This window comes from Thermoflexus sp. (assembly GCF_042408365.1).
Taxonomy (GTDB): Bacteria; Chloroflexota; Anaerolineae; order Thermoflexales; family Thermoflexaceae; genus Thermoflexus.
In genome coordinates this window covers 1-19,194 of the sequence record NZ_JBHOQJ010000142.1, presented here as the reverse complement: position 1 = coordinate 19,194, position 19,194 = coordinate 1, and the positions used below count along the sequence as shown (strand labels likewise).

Here is a 19,194-nt window from a genome sequence, read left to right as displayed (position 1 = left end):
GGGGCCGCCTTTGGCGGCCCCCAACCCCCTAAAGATCCCCAGGGACCACAACCTTCTACCTCTTTGCAGGAGATCCGGGCCGAAGGTGGCCAGGCCGAATCGTTACGAAAACCGATAGAATACGACGTGGGGCATATTCGTTGAGCGCCTTGGGCGCTGCGGGCTTGCCTTGAAACCATGTCTGGAGGTGCCATCATGTCGAGCGTGCACGGCGGGCGGCTGGTGGCGAAGGCTTTGAAGGCAGCCGGGGTGGAGGTGATCTTCACCCTCTGCGGTGGTCACATCCTGCCCATCTATGATGGGTGCCTGGATGAGGGGATCCGCATCATCGATGTCCGCCACGAGCAAGCGGCAGTCCACGCCGCCGATGCTTGGGCTCGCCTCACCGGCCGGCCCGGCGTGGCCGTGGTCACGGCCGGCCCCGGGGTCACCGACAGCGTCACGGGGGTGGCCAACGCCTTTCGGGCCAACAGCCCCGTGCTGGTCATCGGCGGCCAGGGACCCTTCGCCCAGCTCGGCCGGGGGTCGCTGCAAGAGATGGACCACGTGGCTTTGATGCGTCCGATCACTAAGTGGGCTGGGGCGGTGTATGAGACCGAGCGGATCCCTGAGTTCATTGAGGTGGCCCTCCGCCACGCCATGAGCGGCCGCCCTGGCCCGGTCTTCTTAGAGATCCCCCTCGATGTCCTCTTTCGGGTGGTTGAGGAGCGCCACGTGAACTTCCCGCGCTTCGAGCGCTATGTGCCGCGACCCAGCCCCGCGAAACCAGCTCTGGAACAGGCGGCGAGGATGCTCGCTGAAGCGGAGCGGCCCGTGGTGATGGCCGGGAGCGCCGTCCGCTGGTGTAATGCGTATGGAGCCCTCGCCCGGTTTGTGGAGGAGCTGGACCTCCCCCTGTTCACCAATGGGATGGCGCGGGGGACGCTGCCGCCAGATTCCCCCCAGTTCTTCCAGCACGCCCGGCGCAAGGCCTTCGCTCAAACGGACCTGCTCATCTTGGTGGGTGGGGAGTTCGACTTCCGGCTGAGGTTCGGGCAGGAGATCGCCGCGACGGCCCGGATCATCCACGTGGACCTGGAGCCGACGGTGATCGGCCACAACCGGGCGGTGGACCTAGGGTTGGTGGGGGATATCGGGGTCGTTCTAGAGGAGTGGCGGCTGGCCATGAGGGCCCACGTGCCGGGGCGGCGATGGACCGCATGGCGGGAGGCGTTGCGAGCGGTCGAGGAGAGCGAGGGGGCCTTCTGGGCGCAGGGGAAGGACGCCGCGGACGTCCCGATCCACCCGATGCGGTTGTGCCACGAGCTGGCGCAATGGATCGACGAGCGGACCATTGTGATCGGCGACGGCGGGGATATCGTAGCGGCGGCCTCTCGGATCCTCCCCGTTTACCGGCCGGAGAACTGGATGGATCCGGGGCCCTTCGGATGTCTGGGGATTGGGGCTCCTTTCGCCATCGCGGCCCAGCTGGCCTATCCGGACCGGCGGGTGTTGGTGCTGTTCGGGGATGGGGCGTTTGGCTTCAACGGGTTCGAATTCGACACGGCGGTCCGCTTCCAGCTCCCCATTATGGGCGTGGTGGCCAACGACGCGGCGTGGAGCCAGATCCGGCGGCCTCAGATCGAGATGCTGGGCGAGGCGCGGGCGGTGGCGACCGCTCTGGCCCCGACCCGCTACGATCGGGTGGTGGAGGCCCTGGGGGGCTATGGGGAGCTGGTGGAGCGCCCGGAGGAGATTCGGCCGGCGTTGGAGCGGATGGCCGCGGCACGCCGCCCCGCTTGCCTGAACGTCCGCACGCAGCCGCTTCCACCCGGGGTGCTTTCCGCCCGGTATTTCTAAGCTTGCGTGGCACAGGAGGCAAGCGATGCGGGTGCTTCTCACCGGCGGCACCGGGATGCTGGGGCGGGCGATCCTGGAGATCTGGGGACCACGGCATGAGGTCATCGCGCCGCCTCGCTCGGAGCTCGATCTGGCTCACCCCTCGCAAATCTTCGAGGCGGTCGCGCGGATCCGCCCAGAGGTGATCCTCCATACGGCCGCTATCGCCGATGTGGATCAATGCGAGGCGGAGCCCGACCTGGCGTTCCGAGTGAACACGGTGGGCACGGCCTGCCTGGCCGCGGCCGCCCACAAGATCGGGGCGGTTCTTGTTTTCATCAGCACGGACTACGTGTTCGACGGCACGAAAGGAGCCCCCTACACGGAATTCGACTCCCCCAACCCGATCAATGTCTACGGGCGAAGCAAGCTGCAGGCGGAGGAATATGTGCGGACGCTATGCCCGTGGCATTTCATCGTGCGGACGGCCTGGCTGTTCGCGCCGTGGGGGCGGCACTTTGTGAGCCAGACGGTGGAGCGCATCCGACGGGGGGAGCCGGTGGGAGGGATCGCCCAGACCAGTTCGCCGACCTCCGTTCTGGATCTGGCCCGCGCGATGCTCCACCTCTTGGAGCTTCCCGCCTATGGGATCTATCACATTGTCAATCACGGCTCCGCTTCCCGTTATGAGATGGCGCGGACGATCCTGGCGATGCTGGGGCGGAATCCGGAGGAGGCGGTGAGGCTCTCCGCCGTATCCGGCCGGCGGGCCCCACGGCCGGATCGGACCCCGTTGCGGAACTATGTGCTGGAGCTCCAGGGCCGCGACCCCATGCGACCCTGGACGGAGGCTCTGGCGGAGTGTTTACAACGGATGGGGCTCCCGGTGCTTCATTCCCCCGAATAATCTCGTGGCCCTCAGGCCTGGGGGACGCATTGGAGGGGCATCCCCCAAGCCTCCAAACCCTTCTTCAACGGGAAAGGCTCACACATGCACCCGTTCCCATGCTCCGCTGATGAAACGCCAGCCGAAGAGCATGGCCCGCACGGAGAAATCCGCCAGCATGCCCAACCAGGCCCCGGGCAATCCCCAGCCCAGCCCGTGGGCGAAGAGAATCGCGATCGGAAGCCGGACGAGCCAGATGGAGGTAGCTGTGATCAGCAATGTATAACGCGTATCTCCGGCTCCGCGTAGAGCGCCGGAGAACACAAAGCTGAGCGCCATCATCGGCTGGATCAGGGCCGCGATCCGTAAGGCGGCCGCGCCTTGCCGGATGACCGCAGGATCCTCGGTGAAGAGATCGACCAGTAAAGGCCCCCCCAGCGCCAGGGCCAGGCCGAGCGTCCCCATCAGGATCAGGGCCAGGAGGAGCGCGGTGAAGGTGGCCCGTTTCCCGGCTTCCGGCTGTTTGGCTCCCAGCGCCTGGCCGGTTAGGGTAGAGGCAGCGACGGCGAACCCCCATCCGGGAAGGAAGGAAAGCGACATCACCCGCAACCCGATTTGGTGGGCCGCATAGGCGGCGGTCCCCAATCCAGTGATCACTCCGGTGAGATTCAGCAAAGCGAGCTGCAGGAGCAGCTGTTCGGCTCCTGCCGGCAATCCGACCCGGAGAATCCGTTTCAGCAAGTTTCCTTCGATCCCCAGCTCCTGGCGCGGCAGGGCGAGGCGGGGGGTGCCCCGCCATAATCGGATCCCCACCTGCACGGCCCCGATCACCCGGGCGGAGGCGGCCGCGATCGCCAGCCCAACGATCCCCAGGCGGAATGGGCTCCACGGGCCGCTCAGGGTCCAGGCCATTATGGCGTTGGCGAACACCACCACCGCCCAGGTGCGCATCGGTGTCAATGTGTCCCCAGCGCCCCGGAGCGCTGCGTTGCCCACAAAGAGGATGGCCATCGCTGGGAAGGAGAGGGCGGTGATGTTCAGATAAGTCCTGGCCGCTGTGTTCACCGCGGGCTCTGCTCCTAAGGCCGCGAACAGCCAGGCCCCGCCGATGTAAGCGAATGCCGTCCCTGCGAACCCGAAGGCCCCTGCGCTCACCAGCGCCTGAAGCGTGATCCGGCCGGCCTGGTTCCGATCACCCGCGCCCACCGCCCGGGCGACCAGCGCGGTGGCTCCAACGCCGAGGGCGCCAAAGAAGACGGCCACCAGGTTGATCAGCTGGCCGCTCAGCCCAACCGCAGCCAGAGCGACGGTTCCGAGATGCCCGGCCAGATAGGCATCGGTCCAGTCCACCACAATGTTCAGAAGCTGCTCCAGGACGGCGGGCCAGGCCAGCTGAAGGACGCCGCGCAGGGTTGGAGCCCATTCCCCTGGCACTCTGAGGCTCGCTGTTCGTGAGATCCCTAACCCAGCGGGAGCACGCCGGATCTCTCGATGTGGCATGGAGATCTCCTACCAAATCAGATTCGCTCATGGGGTTGGGGTGTGGACCGTCTTCAGCGGCCCACACCCCATGACGAACAAAGTGTGATCCGTGAAAGCGCACATCGGCCGTGGGATGGGAGATGGGGGCTCGTTCACGGCCCATAAGAAGGCGTCAGATAGGCCCCAGCTGCCCATCCCTGCTCACCCGTCTGAGGATCCTCCAGCTGCCACCAAGTCAACCCATCCGCCTCCTCCGGCCCTCCAATGACCTTCATGATCGTTCCTTCAGGGAGGAAGCGGATTCGTTCCGCCTGGAGGCTGGGTGCCTTCCGGAAGCTCAGCCCCTGATCGCCTGCCCCCGTGACCTTGGCAAAGCCCCCCACTTGGATGGTGGGAGAGAGCGTCGGTGTGGGCGTTGGTTCGGGGGGGGTCGGAGTGGGGCTGGGGGGCGGGGTCCACGTCGGTCGCGGTGTCGCAGTCGGCGGGCTGCTCAGGGCGCCCGTTAGGGAACGTTGCAGATGCCAAAAGCTGCCGCCGCAGAGCAGCAGGGCCACCGCGAGCGTGCCAAGCAGAAACAGCCATTCCGAGGCTCGCAGCTCGTCCTGCCCCGGCCGGGGGCGCACACGGATCGGTCGTTGCATCTGTCTTCCCTCAACGAGAGGCGTGGTCGCCACCTTATTCTACTTGATCCAGGGGAGCGGGTGGGGTGAGGACCCAACCTCCGCTGGGGCGATCGTTCCCTCCATTATGGCAGGCGGCTCTCGACCCACTGGCGGGGATCGACGGGGATCCCCCGCACGCGGATCTCCCAGTGCAGGTGGGCGCCGGTGGAGAGGCCGGTGTTCCCCACGTACCCCAGGAGATCCCCGGTCTTCACCGCCTGCCCGGGCTGTACGGCCACCGCGCTCAGGTGCCAGTAGCCGCTACATACTCCCCAGCCGTGCCGGAGGATCACCGCGTTGCCCCGCACGACCAACGGACCCGCCAGGGCCACCAGGCCCTCCGCCGGCGCGTAAACCGGCGTCCCCACCGTTCCCCGCAGATCCAAGCCCTCATGGTAACTGGTATAGGGCCCCCCGTTGTAAGACCGGCGGGTGCCGAAAGGAGAGGTCACCTGAGGGTTCTCCACCGGATATCGGAAGGGGCCGCTCCAGCGGCGCTCCGGCTCGAAAGGCGTGCAGGCGGCCAGCACTTTTTCGCGCTCTTCCCGGATCAGTTTCGGATCCAGCAATTGCTGGCGATCCGGGGGCAGCCGCAAGGATTCCCGGCCATAGGCGCCTGCCCTCACCGGGACGGTGAGCGTGAGTCTCACCGTCCGGCCATCGGTGGTGCGGGCCCGGATCGTCAGTGGATAGACGCCGGGGGCCTGCATCGCGGGCACGGCCAGCAGCCCTGCGCCACCTTCCGCGGTCGGGGCCAGCGGATAGGTCACGCCGAGGAAGACTGCTTCTAAGGTCGCCGGCTGGGAGAGGCGGATGCGCACAGGGAACACCCGCCCCTGGATCGCGGGAGCAGGGCCCAGTTGAATCTCAACGAACGGCGCGGGCCATCGCGTGGGCGTCTCGGGGGCCTCCTCAGGGATCCGAAGGATCTGCCCGGCGAAGATCCGGTTGGGGTTGCTCAGATTGTTCAGCGCCATCAGGCGCTCCACGGTGGTGCCGTAGCGCAGCGCGATGCGGTAGAGGGTCTCCCCGGGCCGGACCACGTGGATCGGGCTCGTCGGGGAGGGAGAGGAGCCTGCAGGGATGAGCAGGACCTGGCCCACGTAGATCAGATTCGGGTTCGCCAGGCCGTTGGCCTCCGCGATGGCCGACACCGTGGTCCCGAAGCGGGCCGCGATGCGGGTGAGGGTATCTCCCGGTTGCACGGTGTAGCGGATAGGCTCCTGGGCGAAGGCCGGTCCGGCCAGCGCCATCGCCCAGATCAGTCCGATTAAGATCCCCCAGCGTCCTCGTGCCATGTCCAGACCTCCCCGATGCGTGCGTGGGCCAGCAGGGCCACCGGCCCCTCAATCAGGTAGCGGGCCGGGCGGGGCGGGACGTAGATCCGGAACGGGCGGGCCTCCACGGCGTGAACGATCCGACCGGCCTCGTCCAGCCAGATGGCCGCGATGGGAAAGAAGACGAAGAACATATGGATGGCGTTCTCCCACCGTCCGGATCGCGGGAACACGAAGAAAAGGCCCTCGTCCTCCTTCAATGCCCGGTGGAACATCAATCCGCGCCCGCGACACCACCACGAGCGACAAAGCCGCAGCCGAGCCAGGATTTGTCCTTCTCGGTTGTAGAGGAGAACCTGTGCGGCCATCGGGATATCTACGCTATGTCTCTTTGATTGCTCCCGAAGTTTCCGATCCTTCTTCCGATTTCGCCTGCTCCCACAACCGATCGAGCTCCTCAGGCGAGAGCTCATCGAGCCGTCGGCCCTGAGCGGCGGCGATGGCTTCCATCCGACGGAATCGACGGGCGAAGCGGGCGTTGGCTTCCCGCAGGGCGGCCTCCGGGTCGATCCCCCAGTGGCGAGCAAGCTGCGCCAGGGTGAAGAGCAGATCCCCGAACTCCGCCGCCCGACGGCCGGGGCCGGCCGCTGCGATCTCCCGGATCTCCTCCTGAAGTTTCTCCATGACCCCATCGGCGTCCGACCAGTCGAATTTCAAGCGGGCAGCCCGCTCACCGTAAGCCGCTGCCTGGGCCAACGCGGGCAAGCCCTTCGGGATGCCATCTAAAGCGGAGGCCCACTGGCCTTGTTCGGATTTCTCCCGCTGCTTGATCCGCTCCCAGTTCTCCAACACCTGCCGGACGCCGCTGACCTGTACATCCCCGAACACATGGGGATGCCGGCGGCGGATCTTCTCGTTCACGTGAGCGATGACCTCGGCCATGGAGAACTCCCCGCTTTCGACGGCGATCTGGCTGTGGAACACGATCTGCAACAGCAGATCCCCCAGCTCCTCCTTCAAGCGCTGGGGATCGTCGGCGTCCAAGGCTTCGAGGACTTCATAGGCTTCCTCAAGGAGGTTCGAGCGCAGGCTCTGATGCGTTTGCTCCCGATCCCACGGGCAGCCCTCAGGGGAACGGAGATGGGCGATCGTGTCCTGGAAGGTTTCGAAAGCCCCCGGCCGGGTCAGGGGCGGCACATATAAGGCCGTCAGCGGGGTGAAATCCACGCGGCGATCCAGCGCGTAAAGCGGGCAGGTCTCCTGGCGAGCGGTCGGAAGCCCGGCGGCGTCGATCAGGGTCACGGGGTGGTCTGGCGGATACTGGTTCATCAGCGTGAGCTTAAGATCCGCCGCGACCGTCCGGCTGTCCAGTTGGGCGATCAGGGCAGGGCGATCGGGGTTCAGAGGGGGATGATAACGCTCGGCCAGCTCAAACGCATCGGCGATCTGCAGGCCATCCAGGGCATCCAGGCCCAAGCGTTCCAGGACGACCTCAATGAAACTGAGGCCGTGGACAATCCGGACAGGGATCCCTGCCTCGGCTGCGAGGGTGCGAATGCGGGCGACCGTGGCCTCCCCCACGAACGGGGAGCCGGGCACCGCGTAACAAACGCCTTCCGGGCGCCGGCCCAGCTCCAAGACCGCTCGAGCGATCCGTTCATAGACAGCCTCCATGGTCTCTTCCTCGGCGTAGACAGCGTCGAAGTCATAAACCGTCAAATGGGGTGGCAGCGCGGCCACCGCCGGATGCCGCCGCGTCCGCACGTAGATCTCTCGGATTTCCCTTAGAACCTCCAGGGCCTCCTGGGTCCAGTAGCGGGGGTCCCCAGGGCCCAAACCCAGGATGATGATCACCGCTTGCCCTCCCAATGTTATGGTCTTTGGGGATCTTCGAGGGTTGGGGTCGCTGAAGGCGGCTCTAACCCCCCAAACATCATTCAACTTCCCCTCTCCCCGCGGGCCCTCCGAGCCGCGGGGAGAGGGGAAAGGGGGAGGGGCTCGCTCCGCACCGGGCGAGGGCCTGGACAAGAAGTCGGGCTGTCCGTTTGAGGGGCCCTCGCCATGGCATCCACGCCCTGTTCTGAGGGTTCCTTCGTGGCCCCTTATCCTCCGCGGGGCAGATACCACCCCACGGTCCGGTTTGTGCGGGTCAAATAGGCGCGGGCGACCCGCCGGATATCCTCTGGGGTGACTTGGGCCAGGCGCTCCAGATAGCTTTCAAACCAAGTGTAATCCGCGAAAATCTCGCTCCAGCCATACCAGAAGCCCTGGTTGGTGACCGACTCGCTGCTGTAGGCGAAATCTGCGCGGGCCTGCTTCAGGGCTTTCTCAAACTCCTCCGCGCGGATGAGTTCGGATTGCAGGCGCTGGATCTCCGCGTCGATCACCGCCTCGGCTTCTTCCGGACGCCGCCCAGGTTGGAGGGTGACGGTGAGGCTGTAAATGAAAGGTTCCATCGTAGGGATCAGGCTGCTTCCGATATCCGCGGCGATCTGGGATTCAACCAGAGCCCGGTAAAGCCGGGAGGTCTTGTTGGAAGTGCCCCCGCTGAAGCTGAGGGAACCCGAGCCGGCCAGCACGGCGTTCAGGATCACCAAGGGCATGAAGTCGGGATGGGACGCCTCTGGCACATGATAGGCGATCTCCAGATAAGCCGTGTTCCCTTCCCCTTCGATCACAACCCGACGCTCCCCGCGCTGAGGAGGCTCCACGACCCGCAGGCGTGGGATCTCCGACACCGGTCGGATGCGGCCGAAGGCTCGTTCGATCACCCGCAACGCTTCGGGAATCCGGAAATCCCCCACCGCCACTGCGATCGCGTTATTGGGAGCGTAATAGGTCCGATAATGGCGATAGAGATCCTCCCGCGTCATTGTTTGGAGGTCCCCCGGCCATCCGATGACCTCGTGCCCGTAAGGGTGGGCCTGGAACGCGAGGGCCTGCACCTGTTCCCCGAGCAGGAAAAGCGGATTGTTCTCGGCCCCATGTCGCTCGGAGAGGATCACGGTGCGCTCCGCTTCCACCTCCTTCGGGTGGAACAGGGCCTTCGTCATCCGTTCCGCCTCGATCTCCGGTGCAATGGTCCACCGGTCGGAAGGAAGAGTTTCAAAATAAGTGGTGAAGTCCAGCCAGGTCATCCCGTTCCAGGCGCCGCCCTCGCGGGAGATCAAACGATCCAGCGTCCCCTTCGGGTAGTTCGGGGTGCCCTTGAAGAGCATATGCTCGACCCAGTGGGAGATCCCGGTGAAGCCAGTGGGTTCATCCCGGCTCCCGACCCGATACCAGACCCAGAACGTGACCACCGGGGCGTGATGCTGTTCTTTCAAAACCACGGTCAGCCCATTGTCCAACACGGTTTTCAGAAAGCCATCCCGTCGCACCGTGCGGGGGCGTCGGCGGGTTCCAGCGGGATTGGCGGACCACGGTTGTCGCCTCCACATGTTCCCCTCACCGATTCATGGAATTGGATGGTGTTTTATCTGCTCCCCGAAGGGGGTGGCTGATCCAACGGCTTTGGGAATGCGGACAACCCGACCCCATGGGGCACCCACAAGTTGAACAGCCCGACACCCCGATGCGGCCTTAGCGTAGGAACTGAGGCAAGATGAAGACGAGCGCGACCTGCACCCCGAAAAGGATCGCCGCCAATATGCCGATGCGGCGCAGGTCCCGCCGCACATAGGTGTAATCGTAATTCGCCAGGCTGGATGCTGGCCGGCGAGGGGGCAGGGACGTCGTCGGGATGGAAGGCGCTGCCTCTCGGGCAGGCGTTGGGGCCGCCCGTGGAGCCGTCGAAGGCGTCGATCGAACCCGTCGTTTCTTGGCCATGGTTGGGAACGCTCCTGGCTGTAGGATGGCGGCTGGTGGTGGGGGTAGGGGCAACCCTTGTGGTTGCCCCTACCGGTGTTTATCGGGCGATCTCCACCGCGCGGGTTTCCCGGATCACTGTAACCTTGATTTGCCCTGGGTATTGCATGGTCTCCTCGATCTTGCGGGCGATCTCCCGGGACATCCGGATGATGGCGAGATCGTCCACTTCCTCCGGCTTGACGATGATGCGGATCTCCCGGCCCGCTTGGATGGCATAGCATTCCATGACACCGGGGTAGGAACGGGCCAGGTTCTCCAGATCCTGGATCCGCTTGAGATACATCTCCAGGGTTTCCCGGCGGGCCCCAGGTCGGGCGCCCGAGATGGCGTCAGCGGCTTCCACGATCACCGCTTCAATGCATTCCTGAGGAACCTCATGGTGATGGCTGGCGATGCAGTTGACCACTTTCGGTGGTGCTCCATAACGCCGGGCCAGTTCCGCGCCGATCAAGGCGTGGGTGCCTTCCACTTGATGATCCACTGCCTTCCCGATGTCATGCAGCAATCCGCCCATGCGGGCGATGCGTACATCCGCCCCCAGCTCCGCGGCGATCATCCCGGCCAGCCAAGCGACCTCCACCGCATGGTGGAGCTGGTTCTGACCATAGCTGGTACGGAACTTCAGGCGGCCCAGGAGGCGGATGAGCTCGGGGTGTAGACCGGTGACCCCTGCGGCGGCCGCGGCATGTTGGCCTTCCTCCCAGATGATCCGCTCGACCTCCTCCCGGGCCTCAGCCACCACTTTCTCGATCCGCGCCGGATGGATCCGCCCGTCCTGGATCAGCCGGGTCAGGGCGATGCGGGCGATCTCCCGGCGCACTGGGTCGTGGGCGGAAAGGGTGATCGCCTCGGGGGTGTCATCGACGATGATCTCCACCCCGGTGATCTTCTCCAAGGCCCGGATGTTGCGGCCGTTCCGCCCGATGATGCGCCCCTTCATCTCATCGTTCGGAAGGGGCACCACCGAGACGGTCAATTCGGCGACCTGTTCGCTGGCGATGCGCTGGATGGCTGTGGCGATGATCTCCCGGGCGCGCTCCTCCGCCTGAAGCCGGGCTTCGGCTTCGATCTGGCGGTAGAGGCGGGCCATATCTTCCCGCGCTTCCTTCTCCACCATCTCCAGCAGGGCCTGGCGGGCTTGCTCGACGCTCATCCCGGCGACCTGCTCCAAGGCGGCCCGGCGTTCCTCCTCGAAGCGGCTGATGGCCGCTTGCAGTTGAGCGCTCTGGCGATCCAGTTCCGCCTGGCGCTCGGTCAGCCGGCGTTCCTGCTTCTCCAACCGTTCCGCCCGCCGGTCGAGCTCCTCCCGCCGATGGCGCAGCCGCTCTTCTTCTTTACGGAGATCGGCCCGCCATTTACGCAGCTCCGCTTCCGTGGCCTCTCGCAGACGAAGGGCTTCATCTTTTGCTTGAAGGAGAAGCTCTGCCGCCTGTTGTTTGGCTTCCTCAATCAGCCGCTGGGATTCCTGCCGCGCGGCCTCGATTTCCCTTCGGAGCTGCTCTTGAACTCGTTGCTGGACCAGCTGCTTTCCCAGGAACCATCCCAGCACACCGCCGCCGATCACTCCGATTGCAGCAAGCAAGATAACGATCGGCCAGTCCATGGTTGATCCTGTTGGGTAAGATTCAAAGATGGAGAGGCCGTATTTCCCTTTGCCCCTCCTTCTCACCGGACAGACGCTAAAGCGCCCTTCGAAACCAAGCACTGTGGGGGATCAATGGATCGATCCCCGCGCCGGCTTTCATGCCGACTCGTCTAAGGGTAAGTCTCGGCCCTGTCCCATCTCAGCTTCGATGATTCGCAGGATTTCCCTCACCAGCTCCCCGTCGAACCCCCGACGGATGAGATAACCGGCCAGGCGCCGTCGGAAGGTCAGGGGATCCAGGCCCCGCAACCGCCGGGCCCGATCCCGGGCCAGGCGCAGGGCGAGGGAGCGCTCATCGGGGGAGGTCTCTTGAAGGACCTCCTGGATGATCGCGGGGGGGATGCCTTTCCGCCGAAGCTCTGCCTGCAGGGCCCTGCGGCTCCGCGGCCGGAACGCGGTCCGGTTTTCCACCCAGAATTGAGCGAAGGCCCGATCATCCACCAACCCCACACGCCGGAGCCGTTCCAGCTCTGCTTCCACCGTTTGGGCATCGAACCCTTTCCGGCGCAGGTGGTCGGCGACTTCCCGTTCGCTGCGTGGGCGATAGCTCAGGAAGCGGAGGGCAAGCTCGTGAGCCTGCTCCAGGAGATCCCGTTCCAGCAGCCGGGCGATCTCATCCTCGGAAAGCACCTGGCCTGCGCGCAGCTGCGCTGCCTCTATCGCCGTCAGGACGAACGCCCGACGGCCGTCCAGGTAAACCGCCACCCGTCCACTCTTCAACGCTCGAAGATCTGTGATCCGACCGCCCATTAGGAGCCTGGGAAAAAGAACCTGCGGGTCGGGGCGGGCATCCGCGCCTCCGGCTCCAGGTCATGGAGGGCCTATTCCGCCTCCAGGATCGGTGAGGCTTCTTCAGGAGCCTCGGCGCTCACCCCCAGGCGCTTCAGGGAAGCCGCACGGGCAGCGTTCTCCCGGATCTGGCGCTCCAGCTCCTCCATGATTTCGGGATGGGCCTTCAGAAACTCCCGGGCGTTCTCGCGGCCCTGACCCAGGCGCATATCCCCGTACAGGAAGAAGGTGCCCCGCTTGGTGATCAAGCCCAGCTCGGTGGCCAGATCCAGGATGTCCCCCGCTTTACTGATGCCCTCATTGTAAAGGATATCGAATTCCGCCTCGCGAAAGGGTGGGGCCACCTTGTTCTTTGTCACCCGGACCCGAACCCGGCTCCCGATGATCTCCCCGCCCGCCTTCAGGTTTTGCAGGCGGCGGATCTCCAGGCGGACCGAGGCATAGAACTTGAGCGCCATGCCGCCCGAGGTGGTCTCCGGGTTGCCGAACATTGTACCGATCTTCATCCGCAGCTGGTTGGTGAAGAGCATCGCTGTGTTGGACTGGCGGATGGCTCCGGCCAGCTTACGGAGGGCCTGGCTCATCAAGCGCGCTTGGAGCCCCACATGGGCGTCGCCCATCTCGCCCTCGATCTCCGCCCGCGGCACCAGCGCCGCTACCGAATCTACCGCCACCACGTCCACGGCGCCGCTGCGGATCAAGGTCTCCGCGATCTCCAGGGCCTGCTCCCCGGTATCCGGTTGCGCGACATAAAGGTTATCCACGTCCACCCCGCATCGCTGGGCATAGTGGGGATCGAGGGCATGCTCCATGTCAATGAACGCTGCGATCCCGCCCCGCTTCTGAGCCTCGGCGATCACATGAAGACAGAGGGTGGTTTTCCCCGAAGCCTCCGGCCCGTAGATCTCTGTGATCCGCCCCCTGGGGATCCCTCCCACACCCAGGGCGAGATCGAGCGCCAGGGAACCTGTGGGGATCACCTCCACCGGCTGCTGGACGGCCTCCCCCAAGCGCATGATCGTCCCTTCCCCAAAGCGTTTGGTCAACGTGAGCACTGCCGTCTCCAAGGCTTTCCGCCGCGCATCGTTCACCATCGTTTGCCTCTCCTGATCGGATTCAGCATAAGCCACGGGCCGCTTTTCGAACTGCGATCCGGCGGGAATCGAGCAGGCGACCTCACTTTAAACATAGTTTACGTTTGGAAGGTCAGATATGCAAACGGGGTAGTTTCCCCAACACGTGCGGATGATCACTTCATGAGGGCATTTCGATTGGGTGAGGCCATCGGACGGGGCTGGGGCACCCTTTGTGGGTGCCCCAGGGCAGGCACAAGGCCTGCTCCTACAGGAGGTATCCACGTCTTTATAGGGTCTCTTTTTGCCATGTGGGTGCCGCTAAGGGTCCGTTGTCCGCATTGGCGGGGCCATCGCATCATCCACGCCCTTCGGGCGGACCATCTGCGAACCGGGTTGTCCTGAAGGCGCGGGCGGCGGCCATCTGTCCGGCCGTGGATCCTCGCTTGATTTCCATCCCATGGCGGTTCGGCCCTCACCCGATCCTCTCTTCCCTCTCCTGCCATAGACGAACGGGAAAGGTAAAGGGGTGAAATGGAGGTTTGGGGAATCCTGAGCCAAGGTCTGGAGGGGGGATAAAATATCTTTGAGGCTTATGAACCTTACAGATCTTTGGAGTTGGAGGCCCCCTTCAGCGGCCCCTAGCCTTCAAAGATTTTTTTCTCTTCTTCCCCCTGCAGCCCTTTGGGCTGCAGGGGGAAGAAGAGAAAGGGGGTATCCAGATGCGCGGATTGCTGGACCTTTCCCTGGAAGAGCTGCAGGAGATCATGGCCGGCTGGGGTGAACCGTCTTATCGGGCCCGCCAGATCTGGGGCTGGATCTATCGGCGTGGCGCGACCACCTTTGAGGCGATGACGGACCTGCCCAAGGCCCTGCGCGCCCGGCTGTCGGAGGCCTTCACGATCTCGACCCTTCGGCCGCTGGCGGAACGCGTCTCCCAGGATGGTTGGACCCGGAAATGGCTCTTCGCGTTGCATGATGGGGCAGAGGTGGAGGCGGTCCTGATGGAATACACCGACCGGCGCACCGCTTGTGTCTCGACTCAGGCTGGCTGTGCGATGGGTTGCACGTTTTGCGCGACCGGCCAGATGGGCCTGCTGCGCAACCTCACCACCGGCGAGATCGTGGAGCAGGTCTTGTGGATCGCTCGCTGGCTGGCCGCTCACGGCGAGCGGTTGACCCATGTCGTGTTCATGGGGATGGGCGAGCCCTTTGCGAATTACGCGAACACGGCAAAAGCATTGCGCCTGCTCATCCATCCGGATGGCTTTCATTTGGGGCAGCGGCGGATCACGGTCTCCACGGTGGGCATCGTGCCTGGCATCCGACGCTTCGCCCAGGAGGGCTGGGAGATCAACCTGGCCATCTCCCTGCACGCGGCTACGGACGATCTCCGCAACCGTCTGGTCCCGATCAACCGCGTCTATCCTCTCCACGCGTTGATGGAAGCGGTCCGCGACTACATTGAGCAAACCCGCCGGCGGGTTACATTTGAATGGGTGATGATCCAAGGGGTTAACGATACACCGGAGCAGGCCGAGGCGCTGGTCGAACGAATCCAGGGGATGTTGGCCCATGTGAACCTGATCCCTCTAAACCCCACCCCCGGCTTCCCGGAGGAGGCTTCCCCGCCGGAACGCATCGAGGCTTTCCGGCGCATTCTGGAGAAAGCGGGGATCCCCTGTACCGTTCGCGTACGGCGGGGGATCGATGTGGCGGCGGGCTGCGGTCAGTTACGGGCGGCGGTCACCGGGCGCCGTCCACGGATCGCGGGGATCTCGCTTCGGGAGGCCTATGCATGAGGGAGATCAAGATCGCCCCCTCCATCCTGTCCGCGGATCTCGCCTGCCTGGCCCGTGCGGTGAGTGAGGTGGCCGAGGCGGGGGCGGATTGGATCCACGTCGATGTGATGGATGGACACTTCGTTCCGAACCTGACCTTTGGGATGCCCGTCGTTGCTGCGCTGCGGCGGACCACCGCCCTTCCCCTGGACGTTCATTTGATGATCGAGGCCCCGGAACGCTATTTGGAGGCGTTTGCCCACGCCGGTGCCGATCGCCTGATCGTCCATGTGGAGGCCTGCCCGCATCTGCACCGGGTGGTCCATCAGATCCGAGGGCTGGGCCTGCGGGCGGGGGTGGCCCTGAACCCGGCCACGCCGCTGGGGGCGATCGAGGAGATCCTGCCGGATATCGATCAGGTGCTGATCATGACGGTCAACCCGGGGTTCGGAGGCCAGGCGTTTATTGAAAGGATGCTGGAGAAAGTGCGCCGGGCCCGGCGGATGATCGATGCCCTGGGCCGACCGATCGAGCTGGAGGTGGACGGCGGGGTGGGGCCGGAGAACGCTTCCGCACTGGTGGAGGCCGGCGCCACGGTACTGGTGGCGGGCGCCTCGATCTTTGAGGCGCCGGAGGGCCCGGCGGAGGCCCTCCGACGGCTCCGGAGGTCGGTGGAGAATCCCCAGGCCTCAATTCCATAGTGGCTCGCCCGTTCATCCGTGTGGGCGCCTGAGGGCCCGGTTTGCCTCTCGTATAAGGATATAGGAGGTTTTCCTTCCTGTTTTCCCAATATGTGATTTGGAGCGTGCACGCTGATGGAGCTTTACGGGGCGATCGAAGCGGGGGGCACCAAGTTCCTATGTGCGGTCGGGACAGGGCCGGGGGATCTGCGGGCAGTCGTTCGCATCCCGACCACGACCCCGGAAGAGACATTGGGGCGTGTCGTCGCGTTCTTCCGGGGCTTTCGCTCGGAGCTCCGAGCGATCGGGGTCGGCGCGTTCGGCCCCCTGGATCTGAATCCGAATTCCCCCGCCTTCGGAACGATCCCCACTACACCGAAACCGGGGTGGTCCGGCGTGAACCTCTTGAAACCCCTCCAGGAGGCGTTCCGCATTCCCATTCGTTTAGAAACGGATGTGAACGCCGCCGCCCTTGGGGAAGGGTGCTGGGGCGCAGCCCAGGGCCTGGAGACCTTCGTCTACCTGACCGTGGGAACGGGGATCGGGGGCGGTGCGATCGTCCATGGGCGCCTCCTTCATGGCGCGCTCCATCCGGAGATGGGCCACATCCGGATCCCTCATGACCGGGAACGGGATCCTTTCCCGGGGGTTTGTCCGTTCCACGGGGATTGCCTGGAAGGGCTGGCCTCCGGACCGGCCCTGGAGGCCCGTTGGGGGCAATCCCCGGAGTCCCTTCCGGAGGATCACCCGGGATGGGAGCTGGAGGCGGAGTATCTGGCCCTGGGTCTGATCGACATCCTGTGCGTTCTGGTTCCGGAGCGGATCATCCTGGGCGGAGGTGTGATGCAAAATCGCAGCCTGTTCCCGCGCATCCGATGGTGGGTGAAAGAGTTATTGAAGGGCTATCTTCCGGCGCCGGTTCTGCGTGGAGATCTGGACGATTACATTGTGCCCCCAGCGCTCGGAGATCAGGCCGGGTTGCTCGGGGCGCTGGCCCTGGCGATGGATAAAGCGCCTCTTGGGTGATTTTCAGGCTATAAGGAAAGGACCCGGGTCGATGAAGCGGACAGCCTTTCAGAGGGCGATCGAGCGGTTCTGGGATATCGCCGGCGGGGTGAGCGTCCGAACCAAGATCCTGGGCATCGTCCTAGGGGGCACCCTCTTGTTCGGCATGACCACGGTCCTGCAGGTTCGCTACGCCCTTCATCAGGTGCTCGTCGCCCGCACCCAGGATTGGGGGATCGCCATCGCCAGCGACCTGGCGGCGCGGAGCACGGATCTAGTGCTGATCAACGATCTCCTTGGCTTATATCGGCTCCTTAAGGATGCGGTGGACCACAACCCGGAGATCCGCTATCTTTTCGTCCTTTCCCCGCAGGGGGAAGTCCTGGCCCACACCTTCGGGACCGGCCCGGAGTTCCCGGCTGGGTTGATCGAGGCCAACGCGTTGCCTCCCGGAGCCTCCTACCATTTGCAGCCTTTGCGCACACCGGAGGGGATCATTTGGGATATCGCGGTGCCGATCTTCCGAGGGCGGGCTGGGGTGTTGCGGCTGGGCCTGCGGGATACGGCGGTGCGAGCGGCGGTGAACACGGTGACCACGTGGTTGCTGCTTACCACGATCGCCGTCTCCGCCCTCAGCATCGGCATCGCCCTGATCCTTACCCATCTGATCGTCCGGCCGATTCGGGGCCTGGTGGCCATGACCGAGAGGGTCGCCCGTCGGGATTTCACCGCTCGGGCGATGGTCTGGGCGAACGATGAGATCGGGGCGCTGGCCCAGGCCTTCAATAACATGGTGGAGGAGCTGGGCCAGCAGGAGCGGATGCGGGCCTTCTATCTTCAGAGGATCATTGAGGCCCAGGAGGAGGAACGTCGCCGCATTGCCCGGGAGCTTCATGACGAGACCGGTCAGGCCCTGGCCTCCCTTCGGGTCGGATTACGGAACCTGGAACAAACGATCGCGCCGGAGACCCTCAGGTCCCGGCTGGAGGATCTCTATCAACTGGTGGACGAGACGCTGCGCCGGGTGCGGCGCCTCGCTTTCGAGCTGCGGCCCTCCGTGCTGGATGATCTGGGCCTGGTGGCGGCGCTGGAGCGTTACATCCGGGATTATCGGGAGCGATTCGGCATTGAGGTGGAGATGCAGGTGGTGGGCCTGGATGAACGCCGGATCCCACCGACGATTGAAACCGCGGTCTATCGGATTGTGCAGGAGGCCCTGACCAACGCGGCCAAGCATGCGAAATGCCAGCGGATCAGCGTGCTGCTTCAAGCATCCTCGCGTTTGCTCTCCGTGATCGTGGAGGATGATGGTTGTGGTTTTGATGTGGAATATGCGCTTCGAGAGGGCCGGGAGAACCGATTAGGGCTTTATGGGATGCGGGAGCGGGCCCAGCTGGTGGGCGGCACGCTGACCATTGAATCTGCCCCTGGGCATGGGACCACGGTTTACCTTCGGGTTCCGCTGGAGGGCACATGATTCGGGTGCTGATCGCGGATGATCATGCGGTGTTCCGGGCCGGGCTTCGCATGCTGCTCGGCGCCCAACCCGATATTGAGGTGGTGGGGGAAGCCGGGGACGGATGGCAAACGCTGAAGCAGGCGGAGCGGGTCCGGCCGGATGTGATCCTGTTGGACCTCACGATGCCCGGCATGCCGGGGTTGCAGACGCTGGCCTTCCTGCGCCGCCAGGTTCCCGAGGCCAAGATCCTGATCCTGACCATGCATGAAGATGAAGCCTACCTGCGGCAGGCCCTCGCCGAAGGCGCCGTCGGTTATATCATCAAGCGGGCCACTGACGAGGAGCTGGTGACGGCGATCCGGGCGGTGGCCCGGGGGGAGATCTACATCCATCCGGCGATGACCCGGGCGCTCCTGGAGGACCTGATCCCTGCGCCGAAGATCCCGGAGGCCCATGAGCCGTGGGAGAGCCTGAGCGAGCGGGAGCAGCAGGTGCTCCGGCTGGTGGCGGTAGGCCATACCAACCAGGAGATCGCGGACCGCTTGGGATTAAGCGTGAAAACCGTGGAGACCTATCGCGCCCGGGGGATGGAGAAGCTGGGCCTCCGCACCCGGGCCCAGCTTGTCCGTTACATGATCCAGAAAGGACTACTCAAAGAGGAATAGACCTGCTATCCCTTCAACGGGGGTAATTTTTCCCCTCATCACGTAGCCCCTTGGGAGCCCGCTCCCAAATAATCCCCCTCCCCGCAGCCCTCTGGGCTGCGG

General features: G+C 64.7%; 17 protein-coding genes. 7 read left to right on the top strand and 10 right to left on the bottom strand.

Going from position 1 to position 19,194, the window contains the following annotated elements:
• Positions 1-195: 195 nt before the first annotated feature.
• Together ACFMO5_RS06595 and rfbD are read left to right on the top strand one after the other, a co-directional pair.
• Positions 196-1,839, top strand: a complete 1,644-nt coding sequence (locus tag ACFMO5_RS06595; protein ID WP_376791964.1) for a thiamine pyrophosphate-binding protein — start codon at positions 196-198, stop codon at positions 1,837-1,839.
• A gap of 25 nt (positions 1,840-1,864) precedes the next feature.
• Positions 1,865-2,725 (top strand): dTDP-4-dehydrorhamnose reductase, encoded by an 861-nt coding sequence (gene rfbD / locus ACFMO5_RS06590; RefSeq protein WP_376791963.1) that lies wholly within the window; start codon positions 1,865-1,867, stop codon positions 2,723-2,725.
• A 78-nt stretch (positions 2,726-2,803) separates the two neighbouring features.
• Here rfbD and ACFMO5_RS06585 read toward each other — a convergent pair whose 3' ends face one another.
• The 10 genes from ACFMO5_RS06585 to recA form a co-directional block, all read right to left on the bottom strand.
• Complete coding sequence (locus ACFMO5_RS06585; RefSeq protein WP_376791962.1) at positions 2,804-4,204, bottom strand: MATE family efflux transporter; 1,401 nt, start codon at positions 4,202-4,204, stop codon at positions 2,804-2,806.
• A 134-nt stretch (positions 4,205-4,338) separates the two neighbouring features.
• Positions 4,339-4,827 (bottom strand): SH3 domain-containing protein, encoded by a 489-nt coding sequence (locus ACFMO5_RS06580; protein WP_376791961.1) that lies wholly within the window; start codon positions 4,825-4,827, stop codon positions 4,339-4,341.
• Between the two features lie 104 nt (positions 4,828-4,931).
• Positions 4,932-6,146 carry a LysM peptidoglycan-binding domain-containing protein gene (locus ACFMO5_RS06575; protein WP_376791960.1) on the bottom strand — a complete coding sequence of 405 codons (1,215 nt, stop codon included), beginning with the start codon at positions 6,144-6,146 and terminating at the stop codon, positions 4,932-4,934.
• Positions 6,119-6,493, bottom strand: a complete 375-nt coding sequence (locus ACFMO5_RS06570) for a DUF192 domain-containing protein (RefSeq protein WP_376791959.1) — start codon at positions 6,491-6,493, stop codon at positions 6,119-6,121. Before ACFMO5_RS06570 ends, ACFMO5_RS06575 begins: the two co-directional genes overlap by 28 nt.
• 13 nt (positions 6,494-6,506) lie before the next feature.
• A complete protein-coding gene (mazG, locus tag ACFMO5_RS06565; protein ID WP_376791958.1) occupies positions 6,507-7,979 on the bottom strand; it encodes a nucleoside triphosphate pyrophosphohydrolase in 1,473 nt (490 codons plus the stop codon).
• 248 nt (positions 7,980-8,227) lie between these two features.
• Positions 8,228-9,565, bottom strand: coding sequence for a M16 family metallopeptidase (locus tag ACFMO5_RS06560; protein WP_376791957.1), 1,338 nt, complete (start codon positions 9,563-9,565; stop codon positions 8,228-8,230).
• A gap of 142 nt (positions 9,566-9,707) precedes the next feature.
• Entirely contained in the window at positions 9,708-9,953 is a 246-nt protein-coding gene (locus ACFMO5_RS06555) for a hypothetical protein (protein WP_376791956.1), read from the bottom strand.
• 79 nt (positions 9,954-10,032) lie between these two features.
• The gene (rny, locus tag ACFMO5_RS06550; protein ID WP_376791955.1) at positions 10,033-11,598 is read right to left on the bottom strand and encodes a ribonuclease Y; all 1,566 of its coding nucleotides are present in this window, start codon (positions 11,596-11,598) and stop codon (positions 10,033-10,035) included.
• A gap of 138 nt (positions 11,599-11,736) precedes the next feature.
• Positions 11,737-12,390: a regulatory protein RecX gene (locus ACFMO5_RS06545; protein ID WP_376791954.1), complete on the bottom strand. Its 654-nt coding sequence runs from the start codon at positions 12,388-12,390 to the stop codon at positions 11,737-11,739.
• 71 nt (positions 12,391-12,461) lie between these two features.
• Complete coding sequence (gene recA / locus ACFMO5_RS06540) at positions 12,462-13,523, bottom strand: recombinase RecA (RefSeq protein WP_376791953.1); 1,062 nt, start codon at positions 13,521-13,523, stop codon at positions 12,462-12,464.
• A gap of 701 nt (positions 13,524-14,224) precedes the next feature.
• On the opposite strand from recA, the gene rlmN reads away from it, so the two are divergent.
• From rlmN to ACFMO5_RS06515, 5 genes are all read left to right on the top strand, one after another.
• The gene (rlmN, locus tag ACFMO5_RS06535) at positions 14,225-15,304 is read left to right on the top strand and encodes a 23S rRNA (adenine(2503)-C(2))-methyltransferase RlmN (RefSeq protein ID WP_376791952.1); all 1,080 of its coding nucleotides are present in this window, start codon (positions 14,225-14,227) and stop codon (positions 15,302-15,304) included.
• Complete coding sequence (gene rpe, locus ACFMO5_RS06530; protein ID WP_376791951.1) at positions 15,301-15,984, top strand: ribulose-phosphate 3-epimerase; 684 nt, start codon at positions 15,301-15,303, stop codon at positions 15,982-15,984. The genes rlmN and rpe overlap by 4 nt, the downstream gene beginning before the upstream one ends.
• A 114-nt stretch (positions 15,985-16,098) precedes the next feature.
• Positions 16,099-16,989, top strand: a complete 891-nt coding sequence (locus ACFMO5_RS06525) for an ROK family protein (protein ID WP_376791950.1) — start codon at positions 16,099-16,101, stop codon at positions 16,987-16,989.
• 31 nt (positions 16,990-17,020) lie between these two features.
• A complete protein-coding gene (locus ACFMO5_RS06520; protein WP_376791949.1) occupies positions 17,021-18,445 on the top strand; it encodes an ATP-binding protein in 1,425 nt (474 codons plus the stop codon).
• Positions 18,442-19,092: a response regulator gene (locus ACFMO5_RS06515; protein ID WP_376791948.1), complete on the top strand. Its 651-nt coding sequence runs from the start codon at positions 18,442-18,444 to the stop codon at positions 19,090-19,092. Before ACFMO5_RS06520 ends, ACFMO5_RS06515 begins: the two co-directional genes overlap by 4 nt.
• The last annotated feature ends 102 nt before the right edge of the window (positions 19,093-19,194 follow it).